The following is a 20,762-nucleotide window of genomic DNA, read 5'->3' on the forward strand; positions in this document are numbered from 1 at the left end:
CGAGGATAAGGTAACACCAAGGACTACAATCCACATCGGACGCCAAGCCATTTGGCCGATCCCTCACCGTCGGTTACTAAAAGATGTGCTCAATGTGCGGTGTGAGGATGCAAAAGTTGTAACCTGACATATACGTGATTTTACAATCACGTGATAAACCGATCTGGCATATCCCGGTTAGTGATCGAATGTAGGTGGATCGCCATTGAAGCGTACGCGCGGAACAATGTTCATCCGCGCGAAATTTATAGCATTAGTGCAGAACTTTTACCTGGGTCTTGAGGAGGCTGGGATTGAGCGAGGCAGTTCACGAATGCACGCAGCAGAAACGGGCTGAGCTTCGCCGGCAGGCCCGGGTGCTGACGAGCGGCGTGTTTGGCATGAGCGGCGATGCCGAGCTCTCTCAGATCGTTGAACAGGTCGCGACAGAGACCGGTTTTCCCTTCTCCGCCGTGTCGATCGTGGACCGCACAACGCTTTGGTTAGCGGTAGCCTACGGTTTCGACCCGAGGGAGTTCACCAGGCCCGACAGCTTTTGTGACGCCGCGATCGGAGTTCGAAATTACGCTCCTCTTTGTGTGCCGGATGCCTGGAGCGAGCCCCGATTCAAGTTTGCTCCAGCAGTGATCGAAATGAACGTGCGCGCATATTTCGCCGCGCCCTTGGTCACCAGCGACGGCTTCGCACTTGGCACGCTGTGCCTTCTAGACCAAAAACCCCGAACAGTCGGTGCGGAAGAGCTTGAGCTTCTCAGGTCTCTCGCCAGCAAAGCAGTCGCGGTGATCGAACGCGAACCGAACGCTCTAGCCTATGCCAAATATGCTATCGCGGAGCTTACTACCCGCATCCGCTTCGCAATCGCCGATAAGAACGATGCCGAGGTGGCCGTGCTCGATGAGGAGCTTCGACGGCTCGAAGCAAAGTTAAAAACCGAATGGGGATGAGTGCGCAGGGGCGTGGGGATGTCGTCCGAGCCACATTGGCTCATTCTCGGGCGGAAAACCTATAAATCATGCGACAAAGTACTGGTTTTCATGCCTTTTGGGTAACTAGGCTGAGCAGCCGCTGGGAATCGGCACCGGGGCGACATCCTTCCTCCTTGTCGCTCCGGTATTGGCGGCGGCGATGCTGTTGTCATTGGGCCTCGGAGGCGGCTGTTGAGTCTGGAAGTGTTTGCATCCGCAGCAGAACACTTGAACGAACAACTCATTGTTCGAGTTCGCGTCGATGGCATGGACTGGCTGGAGATTAGTCAGATCGACCACCCCGCTGGCGATCCTACGCTTGCTCGCTTAGTAACCCGGGAAAATAATCACACTATTGTTGTGCGAGTGTCGTCCCTTCGTGCGGTAGTCCGTTATTCCTATGAGTAGACGCGAAAGCGCCAAATTCAATTCCGTTGATTTTCTTCGCTTTGGCTCGTCGGCGGCGACGTAATGTAAACACTGTTGTGGTATGCCCTTGCCGTGAGCATTCCATCCCGACCAGAGGCGCAAGCCTATGAGGCGCTACGCAAGGCGCGGGTGTTCGAGGATCGAGAATATCACTTCCAGCGGGCGGATCGTGAGCGCCAGCTAGCTTACCGCGCTACAGAGGCTGCCCTGAGGGAACGCCATCTCGAGCTTGCGGACTGCCACATTCGTCTTGCCGAACTCTTGTCGTGAAAACCCGCAGCCGCCGCCGCATCAGTCGTAGCAAGCTGCCTGGCTGCTGGCGCCCCAATCTTGGCCGTTCAGATCGTCGACCAGCAATTCCAAAAGCTGCCGCTCGTTGAGCGGGTGGCTCGGCCAGGATCAAAAAGCGTGGTGCCAGGGTTTCGCGCGATGAATCACGTTCGCTGGCACGGAACAGCCGATCCCCAGGTCCGGTGCGCCGGGCTGGGTCGGACGGTAATATGGCTCGCCTCTGCGATAGGCCGGACGTGTCACGACCGGGTCGGCGCGGCTGAGCCAGGTTCGCGCCCGGCAAAGCGAATGGCGTTTCGCGGCAGACCACTGAACCGGGGAGGAACATCCCGCGTTGTGAAAGCGATGTCCGAGCAGATTTCCGAGCTTCGCCGATTGATGGAGGCCGCGGCGGAAGCGCTCGATTTCGAGCAGGCGCGCAGACTGCGCGATCGGATCAACCTCTTGCGGGGCGGTGCGACGGCGGCGGAGGTCGAGGATATCGACACCTCGGGCCTGACCCGGCAGCAACCTGGTGCCATGGGGCTTGGCACCAGCCAACAGAAAATGACGCCGCCCGCCGGCTGGCGCCCTCCGCCGAAGCCCGACCCGATGACGAAGGGCAGCCGTCGCAGAGGCAAGCGTCGCGGCTGACCTGGCCTGCGCGGCGACGGAAAACCCTAGTCCCCGCCGCCCTGGCCACGCAGATAGGTCGCCACGGCATGTTCGTCGCTGCCGACCGCGCTCACCGCTTCCTCCAGCTGTGCGCGCGTCACATTGAACCTGTCCGCCCATTGGCCCGCCAACTCCTCCGAGCCGAGCTCGACCTGGACGCGGTCTTCCTCGGGGCATTCGCGCGGAGCGGCGGCGGCGGCCGCTGCATCCGACCCGGGCGCCTGGTTCTCATCGCCGGGCGGGCGCCGCTGCCGATCCGGTGCCGTACCGCTTCCGAGACCGACGCCGCAGTCATTCGTCGGGTCTGTCATGCTCTCAGCTCCTTCCATATACGCCAGCGCGGACGATCCGCAGCCGGCCTGCTCATGTACCCCTGGCTGGCCGGCGTCCCGCGCTCTAGCTCGGCGCATGCGATTGGGGGCTCGGTGCACGCGCCTCCAGGTCGAAGCGGTCTCCTTCGCTCAGGAGGTGCTGGCGTACATCGTGCATCGAAAGCGTCTTTTCCGGGCTTGCCTCCGAAATGTTCGATCGGGTCACTTCCGCGCCATCGACGATGTAGACGGCCCCGGCGCCGAGCACGTCGAATGCGCTGCCTTCCAGGAGGATTGCGGTGTCCTCGTCGATGCCGATTCCGAGCACCCGCGGGTTCTGGGCGACTGCACCCAGCAGGCGCCCGATACGCCCGCGTTCGGCAAAAATGCTGGTCGATGATGACGTCGCGCACCAGGCCCAGCCCCGGCACCATGTGGAGGTCGCCGATCCTGTGCGACTCCTGGCTGGCGCCTTTGACCAGCATGGTTTCGCTCATGACCGACGCGCCCGCCGAGGTGCCCGCCACCAGGCCGCCGCGAAGGTGCAGTTCCCGCACCATCTTCTCGACCGGCGTGTCGCCGATCTGGCTCGATATGCGCAGCTGGTCGCCGCCGCTGAAGAAGATGCCGGCGGCGTTGGCGAGGATGTCGGCGGCTCCCGGCTCCAGGGTTTCGCCCCGCTCATGGACATAGAGCTCCACGAGCTCGTCCACTCCCAGCTCGCCGAAAGCCTTTTGATAGGCGTCGAAATAGCCTTCGGGTTGGTGGCTGGCGACGGTTGCGATGACGAGCTTGCCTCCTCGCAATCTCTCGGCGACCGCGTAGGATACGCTTGTCGCCTTCCTTGTCCTCATGACCGCCGATGATGACGAGGGGGCCTGGCTCACTCGGCATCGAGCAGCTCCTCCAGTTCCTCGCGACGGACCGCGCCACGCGCGCCCCCCATGTTCTCGGCATGGATATCCAGGGCGAAATGCTCGCTGTTGCTCCTGCAGGCTCAACCGAGTGATTTGGAAGCGTTCCACCGCGCTGATCTTGTTTAAGTCATTGCGATGAAATGCCTTCGCGGGATGTCGAGCGATGCTCGGTCGCGGCACGGCTGGCCGGGTGAGCTAAACCGAGAGTCGCGCTCGATAGGCCTCGAAACAGCGCGCGCCGCATCGCAGGCGGATCAGCGCGCCTTCGGCCATCGCGGTCGCGCGGCGAGCATCCTCGGTCACGGCGGGCCGGATCGCCTCCCGGTTCCAGTCCTCGCTATGCTTGATGTCGAGAACCGCGTGCAACGTGAAGTATCGCGCTTCCTTGGGTGTTAGCCCGACCCGCCGGAGCCCTTGTGCGACGAGCGCCGAACGCCCCGGCGCGGTCTGCTCGATCACCCCGAGCGCACCTACCGAATGCCACGCATAGCGCCGATTGCCCGCCATGGCGGTCATCGCATTGGCGAGGCACAGGCTCTCCCAGATGGTGTTCTCGATCACAGGCTGGACTTGCAGCGTCTCGACCAGCGCATCGAGCATCGGGCCGTGCATGCCCTTGGCGGTGCCGTGGCCCATCTCGTCCCAGTAATTGCGTGCCAGTTCGAGCTTGGGCCGGACGGGCAACTTTACCTGGGTCATGGCGACGAGATCGTCGAAGCCTGCCTCGCCGGCGGCTTCCTGTTCGAAGAACCAGCGGAGCTGGTCGCGGTCGGCCTTCTCGGCGAGCCAGGGAAAAAGCGGGTCGCCTTGACCCGGCCCTCTGGCCTGCAGTCCTTCGAACCAGGCGAGAAAGCCTTCCACATCGGTCGGGGCCTCGGCCGCCTCCTCGGCCACCTCCGCGCGCAGTTCCTCGAGAAAGGCGCCTTCAAGCCGCTGCATCTTCACATCGCGCTCGAAGGTCTTCTGCCAGTCGTCGGCCGGAAATCCAGGCTCAAGCCGCTCGCGATTCCAGTGCGCCAATCCTCGTTGGAAGCTGTTGGTCAGGAATTGCGAATCAAATTTGGTTTGTCGATCTGCAGGGGCAAGCACGTAACACTCTCCATGAACACCGCTTTTCCCGGGAACGCCGGCATTTGGACGTCGTTCCACCACCCTGGGTACTGCGTTGGCCGACTCGAACTGAAGGAGCGTGCAAGGCGAAGAGCGACGCCGGGCCTTTCCCGGGGCTGCGCTCCGGCCGCGCTAATCTAAGTTGAGGCGCGCGACGGCGCCGGCGGACAAAGACCTTCGCGATGCATGGAAAGACGATAATCGAACGCGCCCTCGAACTGGCCAGGACCGGGGGTTACCCGCGCCTGGACGCGCTCGAGCGGCAGTTGAGGGCCGAGGGGTTCACCGAGGTGCTGGCCCATCTCGATTCGCCCACCCTGCGGCGACAGTTGCGCGAACTGGGGAATGCCGCCCGGGGAGACCCGCCGCCCGCGCGCCGGGGGCGACGGCGCGCGACGACGCCTCCCGGCTGCTGATCCAGATGCCGGCGGTTCAGAGGGGCTGTTGCCCCAGATACAGATAGGCGGGATCGAATTCTGCAACCCGCCTGAGGCCGTCCAGATCGTGGATCTGGACGCGTCGGTCGCGAAAGGTGACGAGGCCTGCTTCACGGAGCTCGCGCAGCGTGCGGTTGATATGAACAGAGGTCAGGCCCATGCATTCCGCGAGGTCATATTGGCTGATCCAGAGCGCGTAGCCGGTATCGTCCGCCAGGCCGACGATCGCCAGGCGGACCTGCAGTTCACAAAATAGCGCTGCGACGCGGGCCGCAGCCTTTCGGCGTCCGAGCGACACCATCCATTCGCGGTGGATCGCCGCGTCCAGGTTCGTCGAGAACCAGTAGATATCGGCCAGCCGGGGAAACGCCCGGACGACCGCACGGATTTTTTCATGCGGGACCTCGACGATCTCGCATGCCGTAAGCGCAAGTATGCCATGATCCAGCCGCCTCAGCGTATAGCTGTGGAGGTCGGCGAAGTCGCCGGGGACCTGCAACTCCGAGATCTGACGCTCGCCTCCGCGCAGGTCCCGGTAGCGGCAGAGCAACCCGCTCAGCAGCATCGTGCTGCGGGTCAGGGGTTCGCCAGCGCGGACGATAGTCGTGCCCGCGGCGATGCGGCGGCGCTCTCCCATCATCCCGCGAATCGCCGCTTCTTCGTCCGCGTCGATCCGGTGCCGGTGGCGCAACCGCGCAAGATGGTTTTCGATCATCGGGAGCCTCTTGCGAAGATTGGCTAGCCCGACACCAACACCGGTCCTCCGCACAAGTTTCCCGCCCGCACCACCATCGGCAGCCCATCCGAGCTTCGCACCGATGCAAATCGACACGCGAAACCATCACGCGAGATTTCCGTTTTCCCAGAGATGATGTTTTAAGCAGGGCCTTGGAATGGCACGATATTTCTTTCACCTCTTCAATGACGTCGACACGATCGACGAAGACGGCACCGACTGCCTGAACGACACGGCGGCAATCGCGAGGGCTCGGGCGGAGGCAGTTGCCATGGCTGCGGCGTCCATTACCGCACACCGTCACCTGGTATTGAGTCACAGCGTACAGGTGCTTGATGAAGCAGGGCGGAACGTGGCCACCGTCCGGTTTGGGGACGTGGTGACAGTCAGAGACTGAGCTGCTCGCGACGCCACGAGCGCAGGGAGGGCATCCCGGGAGATTGTGCCCGGCGCTATGGTAATGGTGCGACGCCTGCCCGGGAACTAATTCAGGTTGGCGTCGGCCCCGCCACCATGCGCTATTCACGAGTCGAGCTCGGGGCACATGGAGCACGAGATGACGAGGGAAGCGGATATCGACTATCTCAGTCGCAGGGCGGAGGAGGAACGGGAAAAGGCCGAGCAGGCGAGTGATCCTGCCAGCTACCGCGTCCACACCGAGTTCGCCCGGCACTATGAACGAAAATTGCTGGCGCTGATCGCCGCGGAGCCCGGCGCGCCGTTGAATGGCCACGGCACGCCAAGATAGGCCGAGACACGCGGTGCCGCGCTGCCGCGCGGGGACCTTAGCGGGCGATCACCACCAGAAAGGACCGGCACACCCGAAGGCCTTCCCTGCGAGGCCCGCACCCGCACGCGCAAATTCATGCTGCACGTGCTATAAAGGCTTCCCCCGGCGGCATGCCCCGCTATCAGCCTCCCATGGCCAAGTACGACCCGTTACGCGATCACCTGAAGGCCGATGGCAGCCCGCTTATCACGCTGTCCTTCACGACCATCGCCGGGATGGTCGGCGGTCTGCCGGAATCCGCTTCCGACTACCGGTCCTGGTGGTCAAATCAGCGCGGCAGCTCGCGCTATGTCCAGGCGCGCGCCTGGCGGGAGGCAGGCTATTTGGCCGATCCAGACCTGATGAACCAGCTGGTGCAGTTTCGGAGGGGCTGACCCCCGGTCCGCAGTCCTGCCCTGTGGCACGCCGGCGCTGGCCCCGCTTTCTTCAGGGTCGCACGCTGTGCCGGAGGTCGTCGGGCGGAGGCCTGGTGTTGCAGCGGATCGCAATGGCCTCGCTGTAATCCTGGCGGCGTTCGGAGGCGCCATTGCGCATGCAAATAATGCAAAATCATTTGTTTACGACTGAGGCCTGGCATCGGAAGCTGGTGGACGTCGCATGAATCGGCAGGCACATCGCGATAATGGCTCAGCGCGCTTCCCGTATTCCCCTCATACGCTTTTCGACGGACGACTTCCCTGAAGGCGAACGCTTCGAGGCGTGGCATCGCGCGATGGCGCCGATGTTCGAGATTCCGGTGTGTGGGGATGCATCCGGATTCCGCGGTACCGCCTTTACCTATCTGATGGGCCGTATCGCGTTCGGCGGTACCGATGTCGATGCGCTTGCCTATTCGCGCACGGCGGCCAAGATCCGCACCGACGGAATAGATCATTATCTGATCCGGCTCGATTTCACGCGCGAGAATCCGGAAGGGCTGCTCTTCGTCATCGACCTGGGCCAGCCGATCGAGCTGCCGCTCGCTCCCATGCATTGCCTGTGCATCTTCGTGCCGCGCGACATGGCCGATGGCGCGATGCACGGGATCGCCTCGCTGCACGGCCGGATCGTTACCGGCGCGCGGGGACGGATCTTTGCGGACTATATGAAGGTGCTGGCGAGCCAGGCGAGCGGCTTGGACAATGCGGACGGCCCGGCCATGGCCGACAGCATGATCGCGATGATGCGGTCCTGTCTGGAGCCCCGCGAGGGCACGGAGAGCCAGACGCGCAGCGTGCTCGATGCCACACAGCTGGGCCGCGCACGGCGCTTCGTCGATGCACATCTGGCATCGCCCGAGCTGGGCCCTGAGACGATGAGCGAGGGCCTGGCGATGTCGCGCGCCAGCCTCTACCGGCTATTCCGCCCGCTTGGCGGCGTCGCCCGTTTCATCCAGCAGCGCCGCCTGCAGCGCATCCACGATCTGCTGTCGAGCGCCGAGGAGCATCGTCGGATCAGCGAGATCGCGCTGACCTACGGCTTCCCCGACGAGGCGAGCTTCAGCCGGGCCTTCCGCCGGGAATATGGCTATACCGCCAGCGAGGCGCGCGCGATGCGCGGTCTCCAGAAGGTCGACCGGCTTGCGGGTGACCCGGAGAAGCTGGCCTTGTCCCCTCCCGAGCGGATGATGATGTGGGGCGACTGGATGAACCGGCTCGCGGAATAACATCCTAATCGGCGCGGGTTTTTGCGCCGCGTCTCAGTCCTTTGGTCCAGCGTCTCAACTCCGCGCGCCTCGATTGACTTGGGGACCCGCGCCGATCCACTTCCCTGATCGTCTGAACGGCTGGTCGAAACGGGGGATCACGCGACACGACAGCAAGGCCGGCGCCGCGCCTGCGCGCGGCTGCCATCCGCTGCGCGCGGCCTGACCACCCCACCGACGGATTGTCTTTTCGCAAACCCACAACGGAGCGCCTGTCCGCGCGCCCGAAGGAGTCCGCATGCCTACGCTTCGCCGCATCGCTCGCCGCCCGCTTACGCCGGCGCGGGTACGCCACGGCCTGCTCTGCTCGAGCGCACTGGTTGCCGCCGCGCTGGCCCTGCCGGCGCATGCGCAGTTGGCCGCGCTACCGCGCGATGGCGGCGACATCCAGGGTGAGAACCCCGGCGCGGTGATCGATAGCACCGCCGCCAAAGGAGGCGTCCGGCTGCTGGGAACGACCGGCGAGGTGGTGCTGACCAATGTCGTAATCCGCAATACCAGCGGTTCCAACCCGGGCGGCAATGTCCGCCCGCAGGATGGCTATTATCAGTTCGCGGCGACGGGCGACGCCGTGGCGACGCTGCGCGGTAGCACCCGCATCTCAAGCACCCAGACCATCGGTGGCGATGGCGCCGCGATCTTCCTTGATGGCGCGGACAAAGGCGGCGCGACGCTGATGCTCGAGGGCGGAAGCCACAGTTTCACCGGCTCGGACGAAGGGATCCGCCTGCGCTCCACCGTCGGCGCGGCCACTCTGGTCAATACCGGAAGTCTCAGCATTACGGCGCCTAACGGGATCGATGCGGCCGGCCGCGGCGTCGACCTGCGGCTGGGCCAGATCGATATCCAGGGAAATTACGGGATCCGAGCGAGCGCCGTTGGCAATGGGTCGGTTTCGGTGGCGACGCGGGGTGGCACCATACGCGCGCTCGAAAGGGGGATCATGGCCAGCGTCCGGGGGCCATCCGCCAACGTCGCCGTGGACCTGCAGGGCGCGATCCTGATCACCAACACCAACATGGGCGGCTTCGGCCTGAACCTCGATTATGAAGGAACCGGCGCTTCGGATACCGGCGCCGTGATCGTGACCACCAGCGCGGGTGGCACGATCGATGCCATCGGGATCGCCCGCGGCAGTGGCAATGTCGGAATCTCGGCTGATTCTGATTCGGGCTCTGGCGGCGTCAACCTGGACATCGGCGCGGCCATCGGCAGCGCCAGCTTCAATCTCGGGATAGGCATCAGCGCAGGTACCGCCGCGACTTCGAGCGGCAAGGTTTCAATCAGCACGACCGCAAGCATCACGGCCGTGACGGGTATCTCGAGCGGTTCCGGCGCTGCCGCGGGGAACAGCATCGCCCTGGGAGGCGACCTCACCGCGACCAGATCAGCCGTTATCATATCGCGCGGTATCGGAGCCTACGACATCAGCATAGGCGAGGGCGTCACTGTCCGGGGCAATCTGGGCAATACGGGCATGGGCACTATCGTGACCCTTGGCGGATCGATCGACAACAGCGGCATGATCCGCAACGGTGCCGACGAGAGCCTCGGCAACGGCGCGGCGATCCAGCTGGGCACGTCCGGCGGCCCGCTTACCATCACCAACCGGGCCGGCGCGACGATCCAGGGCGGCAGCCGCGCGATCTCGCTCCAGGGCGCCGCCACGCACGCCATCGACCTCCAGCTGGGGTCGAGAACGATCGGCGACATCGTGATGGCCGGAAGCGGCGCCAACACGCTGATCATTGCCGGCCGGCTCGACGGCCGCTTCGACGCCAGCGGCACCTCCGCGGATTTCGTCACGCTCGAGGCGACCGGTTCGCTTGCCGGCGCCAATCTGGGCGCGGGCGACGACACCTTCCTCTACCGGGGCGGAGATCTCACCGGCCAGGTCGATGGCGGCACGGGCAAGGACACGCTGACGATCGATGTCGGCGACGGCATCACCGCGCAGATCGACGTCACGGGATTCGAAATCCTCGACCAGCGCTCGGGCATCGCCGCGATCGGGGGGGCGATGGCGAGCCTGACGCGCATCGAGGTGGGCAGCGGCACCATGGACTTCCTCGACGGCCGCAACCTGACCGCCGACATCCACGTCAATGGCGGATCGATCCGCGCGGGGGCGGCAGGCGCGTTCGGCACCGGCACGATCCATCTGGTCGATCCGACGATCCAGCTCAGCGCCAATGGCAGCTATGGCAACGACATCGTGCTCGAGGCAATCGACCCGGTGAACGATCCCTCGCGGATCCTCGTCGATGCGGGAATCAGCGCCTATCTCAACGGCCGGATCAGCGAGACTGGCAGCCAGCCGCTGGTGATCGGCGGTGGCGGCACGCTGACGCTGACCAATGCCGCCAACAGCTGGACCGGCACGACCACGATCGACGCCGGCACGACGCTCGTCTCGCTGACCCCCGGCACGCTGGGGCCCGACGGCACCACCGGAATTGTCAACAACGGCACGCTCGTCTTCGACTGGAGCGGCTATGGGGGGCATCTCTCGGCGATATCCGGCAGCGGGGCGCTCGTGAAGCGCGGCACCGGGGCGCTGACGCTCGCGGCGAACAACGGCTATGCCGGCGGCACCACCTTGGAGAACGGCAACCTGATCCTGGGCGGCAGCCAGGCACTCGGTGCCGGTGCCCTGACGCTCACTGGCGGTACGCTGCAGCTGCGTGGCTATACGCAGGCCGCGTCGGCGCTCTCTGGCACCGGCGGTACCCTCCTGCTGCAGGCCGGAGTGCTGGACCTCAACCAGGCCGGCGACAGCGTCTATGCCGGCTCGATAGACTTCAGTGGCGCCGACTATGCCAGCACGCTCAACAAGCGCGGCGCCGGCGCGCTGACGCTCTCGGGCGTGCTGACCGGAGGCCTGGGCACGATCAACCTGGATGGCGGCACGCTGACCCTGAGCGGCAACAACGATTTCACCGGCGAAGTCTATCTCCGCGCCGCGACGCTGCGCCTTTCCGGAGACAATGCGCTCGGCCGGGCCGACCTGTTCACCAGCAGCAGCCTCGGCCGGATCGAGGCCGTCGGCAGCCTGACCCTGTCGAACGACCTCTATCTCGGCGGCGCGCTCGGCACCCAAACGGTCATCTCGGTCGATGACGGCGAGACGCTGAGCCTTGCCGGCCAGATCAACGGCAACCGACCGATCGTCAAGCAGGGGGGCGGCACGCTCGCCTTCTCGCGGACCAACTACGTGGCGTCCAACATGCTGCTCCAGCAGGGCGGCATCGCGGTCCTGGCCAACCAGGCGCTCGGTACCGGATCGGTGACCGCCTCGGACGGCACGCGGCTGGTGCTCGCGGACGGCATCAATGTGGCACAGAACGCGCTGGTCCTGAACGGCAACCTGGCCGTCGATGTCGCGAGTGGCGCCGCGCACATCAGCAAGGCCGTCTCGGGAAGCGGCAGCCTGACCAAGACCGGCGACGGCACGCTCTACCTGGACGTACAGAACAGCTTCACCGGCGGCATGCATTTCGACGCCGGCACCACCGTTCTAGGGGTCACCGGCACGCTGCGCGGATATACGCCGATCGACTTCAACGGCGGTACGTTGGTCGTCAATCAATTCGGCACGATCCTTGGCCCACTCACCGGCACTGCCGGCGCGATACAGCTCACCAACGCAAGCTATGGCATCGTGATCGAGCAGGACGCCGACACCCGCTATGCCGGCACGGTCGGCGGGGCCGGCTTCTTCGCCAAACAGGGTAGCGGCACCCTGACCATGGCGGGCGAGATCAGCGGCGACGACGTCTGGGTTCGCTCGATCTGGGGCACACTCGTGCTCGACGCGGCCAACAGCTATGGCGGCGGCACCGAGATCAACAATGGCTCGAGACTGATCGTCGGCAATGACGCGGCGCTCGGCACCGGCGACCTCGTCGCGGCGATCCTTGAGGCGCAGCTCGAATCGAACAGGAGCGTCACGCTCGCCAACAACATCTTCATCGAGCGGAACGACTCCACCTACGGCAATCTTGCCATCGGCGGCGATCACGACCTGACGCTGACCGGGACAGTGGCCGAGCGCGGCACCGGCTATGGCGGCGTGCTGATCAAGCGCGGCGGCGGCACGCTGACGCTGGCGGGCCATAACAGCTATACCCAGGGCACTGTCCTCGAGAGCGGCACGATCGTTGCCGGGACAGACGATGCCTTCGGCACCGGCACGGTCCATGTCGTCGGTACCGGCACGATCGCGCTCGGCAACGGACGGGTTATCGCCAATGCCATCGATCTCGTTCGCGATAGCGGCCAGGGCTATGACGGCCAGCTCACCATGGACGTGGCGAGCGGCAGCGCCACGCTGTCCGGGCCGATCGGCGGAGACGGTTCGCTCAGCGTCAGCGGCGCCAGCCTGCTGCTTACCGGCGATGTCTCCTATACCGGCGCGACGACCCTGCGCGGCGGCGCAAATCTCACGTTGGGCGGCAGTGGCCTGGTTTCCGGCATGCTCGGTCCGGTCACGATCGACGGCGGCATCTTCACCGTGGATCGTGCCGGCGATGTCGTCATCGAGCAGATCGACGGCGCGGCCGGCAGCTTCGTCAAGACGGGCAGCGGCACCACCAGCCTATGGCGCGAAGGAAGCTTCATCGGCGATGTGACCCTGGCCAACGGCACGCTCAAGCTCAGCGATCCCGGTGCGATCGCCCAGGCCCGGTCGGTGTCGCTGACCGGCGCGGATACGGCCATCGACCTGTCGGTGCTCGATGGTTTCGCCGCCGCCGCGACGCTGCACAATCTGTCGGGCGTGGCGGGCAGCACGATCGGGCTGGGCTATAGCGGTGTCCTTTTGATCGACAATGACCGCGAGACCGAGTTCGCCGGCACCATCCGGGGCACGCTTGAGCCGGCGTGGGTCGGCCGGGTATTCGCACTCGGCACGGGTACGCTGACGCTGAGCGGTGCCAACGACCTGCGCGAAGTCGATATCGAGAACGGCACGGTCAAGATGGCCGGGGCGGGGACGCTCGGCGAAAATGCCTGGGTGTCGATGTGGGATTCGACCCTCGATTTGTCCGGCGTCACCGGCGGACAATTCGCGATCGGCGGCCTGAGCGGCGGCCCCAGCACGATCGCGCTCGGCGCGACCACGCTGACGATCAACAATGGCGGGGACATCTACGAAGGCACGATCACCGGCACCGGCGGGCTGCACCTCGTCTCGGGCTGGCTCGGGCTCACCGGCGCACACGACTATACCGGCGAGACGGTGATCGATGCGGATGCGGCGCTCTACACCGCCGCCGCCCAACTCGCGAGTTCGGTGCGGGTCGAGGGCACGCTCGACATCTCGCAATATAATTTCTCGAGCAGCTTTGGCGGGCTGAACGGCAACGGCACGGTCTCGCTGGGCAACAACGAGCTCATCCTCACTGGCGGCGGCGACTTCGGCGGCGCGATCGAAAGCGAGAGTTCGGGGATCACGCTGCTCGCGGGCAGGCTGAACCTGTCCGGCACCAACTATTTCGGCGGCAGCGCGGGCATCGCGCAGGGCGCGACGATCGCGCTGATTGGCAGCGGATCGATGGAGAACGCCACGCTCGACATGAGCGGCACCTTCGACATCAGCGCCGCGACCGCGCCCGTGTCGGTCGCGGGCCTGTACGGCAGCGGCACGCTGGCGCTCGGCAACGGCCAACTGACGCTTCGCGGCGACGGCGAGTATTCGGGCACGATCTCGGGCGGCACGCTCGCCATCGCCTCGGGCGCCACGCTCCATCTGGGGGGCGGGGCATCTTCGGACGGCACGCAGCTCGTCGTGCGGGGCTCGCTCGACCTCGGCATGATGGACGGCGATATTGGCTTCGCCGGACTGACCGGTGCCGGCTCGGTATGGCTTGGCGAGCATGACCTGCTGAGCGGCGGCGGAACCTTCGACGGCACGATCGACGGGCTGGGCGGGCTGCGCGCACAGGCGGGCGTGGTCACGCTCACCGGCGCGACCTTCTATACCGGCGCCACCACCGTCGATGCCGGCGCGACCCTGCGCCTGAACGGCGGCACCATCGCCAGCGATACGGTCGTCGCCAATGGCGTCTTCGATGCTACCGGCGCGGGCGCTGCGCTGACGCTCGCCAGCCTGGGCGGCACGGGTTCGGTGCAGCTCGGCGCGCATGCGCTGACGCTTACCGGGACGAGCAGCTTCGGCGGCACGCTCTCGGGTAGCGACACGATCTCGGTGCTGGGCGGCGCCACGCTGGCGCTGACCGGATCGGCGGCGGTTAACGGTGCGCCCGTGCTGCTCGGCGGCACGCTGGACCTGCGCGGCGCAGGCGGCGACATGGCGATCGCGCTGGGCGGCAGCGGCTCGGTGCTGCTGGGCAGCCATGCGCTGGTGCTGGGGGGCGAGAGCGGCGACAGCGCCTTCGCCGGGGTGATCTCGGGCACCGGCGGCCTCACCAAGACCGGCACGGGCACGCTGACGCTGTCTGGGGCCAATCTCTATACCGGCCTCACCCTGGTCAGCGCGGGCACGCTGCGTATCGGCGGAGTGAATGTGCTCGCCGACGACTCGCTGCTCGAGGTGCGCGACGGGGCGACGCTCGACCTCAATGGCTATGACGAGGTCGTTGCGCGCTTCGTGATCCAGGGCAATCTGATCGGCGGCGGCACGCTGCGCGCCAATGAATATGTCCTCGACGGCGGCATCATCGATCATGCGCTGGGCCGTGGCCTGCTCGACCAGCGCAGCGGCACGACCCTGCTGACCGGTCCGGCGGGGGCGCTCGACGTGCGCGTCAATGGCGGCACGCTGCGGCTGGGGGCCCATGAGCGGCTCGCCGACACCGCGGCGCTGCTGATCCGGTCGGGCGGGACGCTGGACCTGGACGCGTTCGACGAGACGGTCGGCACGGCCTGGATCGCCGGCACGCTCGCCGGTAGCGGCACGCTGACCGCGGGCAGCTACACGTTCGACGGCGCGACGATCCTCGCCAATCTGGGCGCTGGGGAAGTGGTGCAGCACTCGGGTGTATCGACCCTGCTCGGCCAGGCCTCCGGTTCGGCTCGGATCGAGGGCGGCACGCTCCGAATCGGCGATGGCGGAACGACCGGCGCGCTGGTGGGCGACATCGCGGTCGATGGCGGCATTCTGGCATTCAATCGCGCTGACGCAGCGACCTATGCCGGTAGCCTGTCCGGTGCGGGTGCGATCACTCAGGCGGGCGGTTTGCTGACGCTGGGCGGGAACAGCAGGGACTTTACCGGCACGATGACCGTCTCGGGCGGGTTGGCCGTAACCGGAAGCTTCGGCGGTACGGGCTCGACCCTCCGCATCGATAGCGGCAGCCTGTCGGGAACCGGACGCATCGGCGGCGCGGTCGCGCTGGCGGATGGTGCGCATCTGGTCGGCACGCAGGGCAGCACCCTGTCGCTCGGTGCGCTGACGCTGGGCGCGGGGTCGATCGTCGACGTGACGCTGGCCCAGGCATCGACGAGCGCGCTGTTCGACGTGGCGGGCAACCTGACGCTCGACGGCACGCTCAACGTCACCGCCGCGCCGGGCTTCGGGGCCGGCGTCTACCGGCTGTTCGACTATGGCGGCACGCTCACCGACAATGGCCTGGCGCTCGGGGTGGTAGCCGGTTCGTCTGCCGACGGGCTCTCTATCCAGACCGGCGCCGCCGGCCGGGTCAACCTGGTCAATAATGCCGGCGTCGCGCTCGCCTTCTGGGACGGCGGCATCGCCGCGCAGCATGACAACGGCATCGTGGAGGGCGGTGCCGGGACCTGGAGCCTGGGCGGACGCAACTGGACCGACGCCAATGGCAGCGTGAACGGCGCGATGATGCCTCAACCGAGCTTTGCCGTGTTTCAGGGCATTGGCGGCACGGTGACGGTCGATAATGGTGCTGGCCAGGTCTCGGTCCTCGGCATGCAGTTCGCCTCCGGCGGCTATATGCTGGCCGGCGGCGCGATCGCCTTGTCGGGACCGAGCGCGACGATCCGCGTCGGCGACGGAAGCGCGGCGGGGGCGGGCATTACCGCCACGATCGCGGCTGCGCTCACTGGCAATTCGATGCTGGTGAAAGACGATCTCGGTACGCTCGTGCTGGCGGGCGCCAACAGCTATTCCGGTGGAACCCTGGTATCGGCCGGCACGCTGGTCGGCGACACGCGGTCGCTTCTGGGCGCCATCGCCAACAATGCTGCGCTGGTGTTCGATATGGGTCAGGACGGCAGCTATGCCGGTGCGCTCACCGGCACCGGCATGACGACCAAGGCCGGGCAGGGCATTCTGACCGTCACGGGCACCAGCACGACCGACTGGACGGTCTTGGGCGGCAGGCTGGTGGCGAGCAGCGCCTCGCTCGCCGGCGACGTGGCGCTGGCGGCGGGGGCCGGCCTCACCTTCGACCAGGCGGCAGCCGGCACCTTCGCCGGAAGCCTCTCCGGCGCCGGCACGCTGACCAAGACGGGCGCGCTGCTCACTCTTAGCGGCGACAGCGCGGCGTTCGAGGGTGCCGTGACCGTCGCCAGCGGCGGCCTCACCGTGACCGGCACGCTCGGTTCGGCCAGCTCGACCGTGGCGGTCGCGAGCGGCACGCTGGCGGGCACCGGCACGATCGGCGGGGCGGTGGCCATTGCCGATGGCGCGCATCTCGCCGGCAGCCAGGGTGGAACGCTATCGCTCGGTGCGCTGACGCTCGGCTCGGGTGCGATCGTTGACGTGGCGTTGTCCCATGCATCGGATAGCGCGCTGTTCGATGTGGCGGGCAACCTCACGCTCGACGGCACGCTCAATGTCACGGCCGCTCCGGGGTTCGGCGCGGGGATCTACCGGCTGTTCGACTATGGCGGCACGCTCACCGACAATGGCCTGGCACTCGGCACGGTCGCCGGTGCGTCGGCCGACGCGCTGACGATCCAGACCGCGCTGGCGGGCCAGGTCAATCTGCTCAACAGCGCCGGTGCGACGCTGGCCTTCTGGGACGGCGGCAATAGCGCGCTCCACGACAATGGCGCGATCAATGGCGGCTCCGGCACCTGGGACGCCGGTGGCCGCAACTGGACCGATACCGGCGGCACGCTCAATGGCCCGATGCAGCCGGTGCCGAGCTTTGCGGTGTTCGGCGGCGCGGCCGGCACTGTGACGGTCGAGGGCCAGGTCTCGGCCACCGGACTGCAGTTCGCCGCCAATGGCTATACGGTCACCGGCGGCACCATCGCGCTGTCCGGCGACCGCGCGATGGTCCGGGTCGGCGATGGCAGCGCGGCGGGCGCCGGCTTCACGGCCACGATCGGCTCGGCCCTCACCGGCAGCGCCGCCCTGGTCAAGACCGACCTGGGCACGCTCGTCCTGACCGGCGCCAACCGCTATACCGGCGGAACCGTGGTCGAGGCGGGCACGCTGGTCGGCGACACCCGCTCGATCCAGGGAAATGTCACCAACAATGCCAGCCTGGTGTTCGACCTGGCCAATGCCGGCAGTTATGGCGGCAGCGTCACCGGCACCGGCGTGACGACAAAGGCAGGGCAGGGGACGCTGACCCTCACCGGCGTCAATGCCGGCGGCTGGCGCGTCACCGGCGGCAGCCTCGTCACCGCCACCGCCCTGTTCACCGGCGATGTCGACCTGGCGGCCGGCACGAGCTTCGTCTTCGACCAGTCGGCGGCGGGAAGCTATGCCGGTACGCTTACCGGCACCGGCAGCATGGTCTTCCGCGGCGGCGGCGCGGTATCCCTCACCGGCAATTCCCCGGGCTTCCAGGGGACCACGACTGTCGCCAGCCTGGTCTCGGTCAACGGTACGCTGGGCGGCGCGCTCGACCTGCTAGCCGGCGGTCGTCTCCAGGGCAGTGGCACGATCGGCTCGGGACGGATCGCCGGCACGGTCGCGCCGGGCAATTCGATCGGCACGCTCAACGTCACCGGCAATCTCAGCTTCCTTGCGGGCAGCACCTATGAGGTCGAAGCCAATGCGGCGGGGCAGAGCGACCGGATCGTCGTAGGAGGCAGCGCCTCGATCCAGAGCGGCGCGGTAGTCAGCGTGCTGGCGGCGGACGGCAATTATGCGCTCGACACCAGCTACACCATCCTGACCGCGGTGGGAGGTATCAGCGGGACCTTCTCGAACGTCACGTCGAACCTCGCCTTCCTCACGCCGAGCCTGACCTATGGCGCAACGGCGGTAACGCTGAACCTCAAGCGCAACACGATCGACTTCGCCGCGGTGGCGCAGACCGGCAACCAGCAGGGCGTGGCGCCGGCGGTCGAGGCGCTGGGCAACGGCAATGGCGTGCACGACGCCGTCGTCTCGCTCACCGCCACCGAGGCGCGTGCCGCCTTCGATCAGCTCTCGGGCTCGGACTATGCCAGCATGCGGGGCCGGCTGATCGAGGACAGTCGTTTCGTCCGCGACGCGATGCTCGCCCGCGGCAGCCTGGCGGGCGAGGAGGGGCTCTCGGTCTGGGGCACCGCGCTCGGTAACTGGGGCTCGATGCAGGGCGGGGCGCTGGCGCAAGCCTATGATCGCGATCTCAAGGGGCTGCTCGCCGGCTTCGATAGCGCGCTCGGAAGCCATTGGCGCGCCGGCCTCGCCACAGGCTACAGCAGCACGGATCTGCGAACTGGCAGTGCCACGCACAAGGCGAACAGCTATCATGCGGGCGGCTATCTCGCCGGCAGCTACGGCATTGCCTCGGTCCAGCTGGGCGCGGCCTATGCCTGGAACGATGTCCGCTCGCAGCGCCGCATCGCGTTCGGCGGTCTCACCCAGGGGCTCGGCGGCCGCTACCGCGCCGATACCCTCCAGTTGTTCGGCGAAGTCGCGGTGAAGCGGGACCTGAGCGGCGTTACCCTCCAGCCTTTTGCCGGGCTCGCCCATGTCCGGCTCCGGGGCTCGGACATTGCCGAGCATGGCGGCAGCGCGGCGCTTCGCGGCGGCACGCAGGACGAGCGCATGACCTATGGCACCTTCGGCCTGCGAGCGAACACTGGACTCGACCTCGGCGGTACGGTGCTGCGCTTCAAGGTCTCTGTGGCGCTCCGTCATGCCTTTGGCGACGCGCTGCCGAAGGTCGATCTCGGCTTTGCCACCGGGCCCAGTTTCACCACTGCGGGCAACGCACTCGACCGGGACAGCGCGGTGGTGGATGCCGGACTCGAGCTCGACCTGGGCGAGCATGTCACGCTCGGCATCTCCTACACTGGCAACTCTGGCGCGCGCGCGACCGACCACGGCGCCCGCGCCGCATTGCTCTTGCGGTTCTAAGGTGCGATTTGGCAGCCCGCCGACACCATGGCTTCCGGACGATCCCCGCGGCGGGTGCGGAGCATCGGGACCAGGGGCTGGAAGACCATTCTCAAACCTGCGGGTCGTCTTCACGGTACTCGAACTGCCTGGCTTGGTTTCCGAACTGACGATGGAGCCAGGCGAAGCATGAAGGAACGCGCGACCGGCCCATATTCGCAGGCGAGCCACGGCTGTTTCGAGTGCGGCGGCCGCGGGGGACGGCGGATTTCGCGCCTGGCTGAAGCGGCGGCGCTCAGGCTCAGCCGGTGCCGCTCCCGCCGTCGATCAGCGCAGCCAGTTCCTCGGGCGAGCCGGTCGGAAACAGCCTGGCCAGATGGGCGAGGAATGCCGAGACCCGGGCGCTGAGCAGCCGCCGCGACGGATAAAGTGCCCACAACTCGGTCTCCGGTGCGTCGGAATCGCCCCAGCATATCAGCCGTCCGGCCGCCAGGTCGCGGCCGACCAGCGACAGGGGCAGCCGCCCGGCGCCGGCGCCGAGCCGGACTGCGTCCCGGACCATGACCATCGAGGCGAGCGACAGCACCGGCTCGACCGACAGGGCCTGCGCTTCGCCCGCTGCCTTCAGCTTCCACACGGATTGAGGATCCGCCGCGCCGCGCACCACCGCCGGCACGGCCCCGCCGTCCGCGGGCCGTTCGAACGAAGGCGGCGCCACCACCACCAGCCGGTCGCGAATAAAGGCCCGGCCGACCAGGCTCTCGTCCGGCCGTGGATTGACCCGTATGACCAGGTCGAAGCCCTCCTCGATCATATCGACCGCGCGGTCGTCGGTAGTCACTTCGAGACGCACCTCGGGATAGTCGCGCACGAAGCCCGCCGCGATCCTGCCCATCGCCATCTGGGAAAAAAGCAGGGGCGCGCTGATCCGCAGCGTGCCGCGCGGACGCTCGGCGCCCGAGGCAATCGCCGTGGCGGTCTCTTCGAGTTCGGTGAGCAGCGCTGCCGACCGTGCATGCAGCGCCCTGCCTTCCTCGCTGAGCTTGAGGTCCCGCGCGCCACGCTCGAACAGGCGGACGCCGAGCGCCGCCTCCAGCTCCGAGACACGGCGCGACAAGGTCGCCTTGGGTCGTCCGGTGGCACGTGCGGCGCGGCCGAAGCCGCCGTGCCGGGCGACCAGGTTGAAATCGGCGAGCGCGAGCAGGTCCATCTGTTCC

General features: G+C 66.7%; 12 protein-coding genes and 1 pseudogene. 7 read left to right on the forward strand and 6 right to left on the reverse strand.

Annotated elements, in window-relative coordinates:
• Nucleotides 1–293 precede the first annotated feature (293 nt).
• Both AAHM44_RS12220 and AAHM44_RS12225 read left to right on the forward strand, forming a co-directional pair.
• Nucleotides 294–944: a GAF domain-containing protein gene (locus AAHM44_RS12220; protein WP_342250140.1), complete on the forward strand. Its 651-nt coding sequence runs from the start codon at nt 294–296 to the stop codon at nt 942–944.
• A gap of 1,086 nt (nt 945–2,030) precedes the next feature.
• Nucleotides 2,031–2,318, forward strand: a complete 288-nt coding sequence (locus AAHM44_RS12225; RefSeq protein ID WP_342250141.1) for a UvrB/UvrC motif-containing protein — start codon at nt 2,031–2,033, stop codon at nt 2,316–2,318.
• Between the two features lie 26 nt (nt 2,319–2,344).
• Here AAHM44_RS12225 and AAHM44_RS12230 read toward each other — a convergent pair whose 3' ends face one another.
• The 5 genes and pseudogenes from AAHM44_RS12230 to AAHM44_RS12250 all read right to left on the reverse strand — a co-directional run bounded on the left by AAHM44_RS12230 (nt 2,345) and on the right by AAHM44_RS12250 (nt 5,829).
• Nucleotides 2,345–2,650, reverse strand: coding sequence for a DUF3606 domain-containing protein (locus AAHM44_RS12230; protein WP_342250142.1), 306 nt, complete (start codon nt 2,648–2,650; stop codon nt 2,345–2,347).
• 85 nt (nt 2,651–2,735) lie between these two features.
• Nucleotides 2,736–2,978: a hypothetical protein gene (locus tag AAHM44_RS12235; RefSeq protein WP_342250170.1), complete on the reverse strand. Its 243-nt coding sequence runs from the start codon at nt 2,976–2,978 to the stop codon at nt 2,736–2,738.
• 109 nt (nt 2,979–3,087) lie between these two features.
• Nucleotides 3,088–3,504 (reverse strand): annotated as a pseudogene (locus tag AAHM44_RS12240) (cyanophycinase); the annotation flags it as partial.
• Between the two features lie 258 nt (nt 3,505–3,762).
• On the reverse strand, nt 3,763–4,587 hold the full coding sequence (locus AAHM44_RS12245) for an iron-containing redox enzyme family protein (protein WP_446745985.1): 825 nt from the start codon (nt 4,585–4,587) through the stop codon (nt 3,763–3,765).
• A gap of 522 nt (nt 4,588–5,109) precedes the next feature.
• The gene (locus tag AAHM44_RS12250; protein WP_342250143.1) at nt 5,110–5,829 is read right to left on the reverse strand and encodes a Crp/Fnr family transcriptional regulator; all 720 of its coding nucleotides are present in this window, start codon (nt 5,827–5,829) and stop codon (nt 5,110–5,112) included.
• A 178-nt stretch (nt 5,830–6,007) separates the two neighbouring features.
• On the opposite strand from AAHM44_RS12250, the gene AAHM44_RS12255 reads away from it, so the two are divergent.
• From AAHM44_RS12255 to AAHM44_RS12275, 5 genes are all read left to right on the forward strand, one after another.
• Nucleotides 6,008–6,247, forward strand: coding sequence for a DUF6894 family protein (locus AAHM44_RS12255; RefSeq protein ID WP_342250144.1), 240 nt, complete (start codon nt 6,008–6,010; stop codon nt 6,245–6,247).
• Nucleotides 6,248–6,406: 159 nt separating this feature from the next.
• Nucleotides 6,407–6,598, forward strand: a complete 192-nt coding sequence (locus AAHM44_RS12260) for a hypothetical protein (protein ID WP_342250145.1) — start codon at nt 6,407–6,409, stop codon at nt 6,596–6,598.
• Nucleotides 6,599–6,771: 173 nt separating this feature from the next.
• Nucleotides 6,772–7,014 carry a DUF7662 domain-containing protein gene (locus tag AAHM44_RS12265; RefSeq protein ID WP_342250146.1) on the forward strand — a complete coding sequence of 81 codons (243 nt, stop codon included), beginning with the start codon at nt 6,772–6,774 and terminating at the stop codon, nt 7,012–7,014.
• A 338-nt stretch (nt 7,015–7,352) separates the two neighbouring features.
• Entirely contained in the window at nt 7,353–8,285 is a 933-nt protein-coding gene (locus AAHM44_RS12270) for a helix-turn-helix domain-containing protein (RefSeq protein ID WP_342250147.1), read from the forward strand.
• Nucleotides 8,286–8,562: 277 nt separating this feature from the next.
• Entirely contained in the window at nt 8,563–19,566 is an 11,004-nt protein-coding gene (locus AAHM44_RS12275; RefSeq protein ID WP_342250148.1) for an autotransporter-associated beta strand repeat-containing protein, read from the forward strand.
• Nucleotides 19,567–19,846: 280 nt separating this feature from the next.
• Here the strand turns inward: AAHM44_RS12275 and AAHM44_RS12280 are convergent, their stop codons facing one another.
• The gene (locus AAHM44_RS12280) at nt 19,847–20,755 is read right to left on the reverse strand and encodes a LysR family transcriptional regulator (protein ID WP_342250149.1); all 909 of its coding nucleotides are present in this window, start codon (nt 20,753–20,755) and stop codon (nt 19,847–19,849) included.
• Nucleotides 20,756–20,762: the final 7 nt, after the last annotated feature.

Source organism: Sphingomonas sp. OTU376 (assembly GCF_038440415.1).
GTDB classification, from domain to species: domain Bacteria; phylum Pseudomonadota; class Alphaproteobacteria; order Sphingomonadales; family Sphingomonadaceae; genus Sphingomonas; species Sphingomonas kyeonggiensis_A.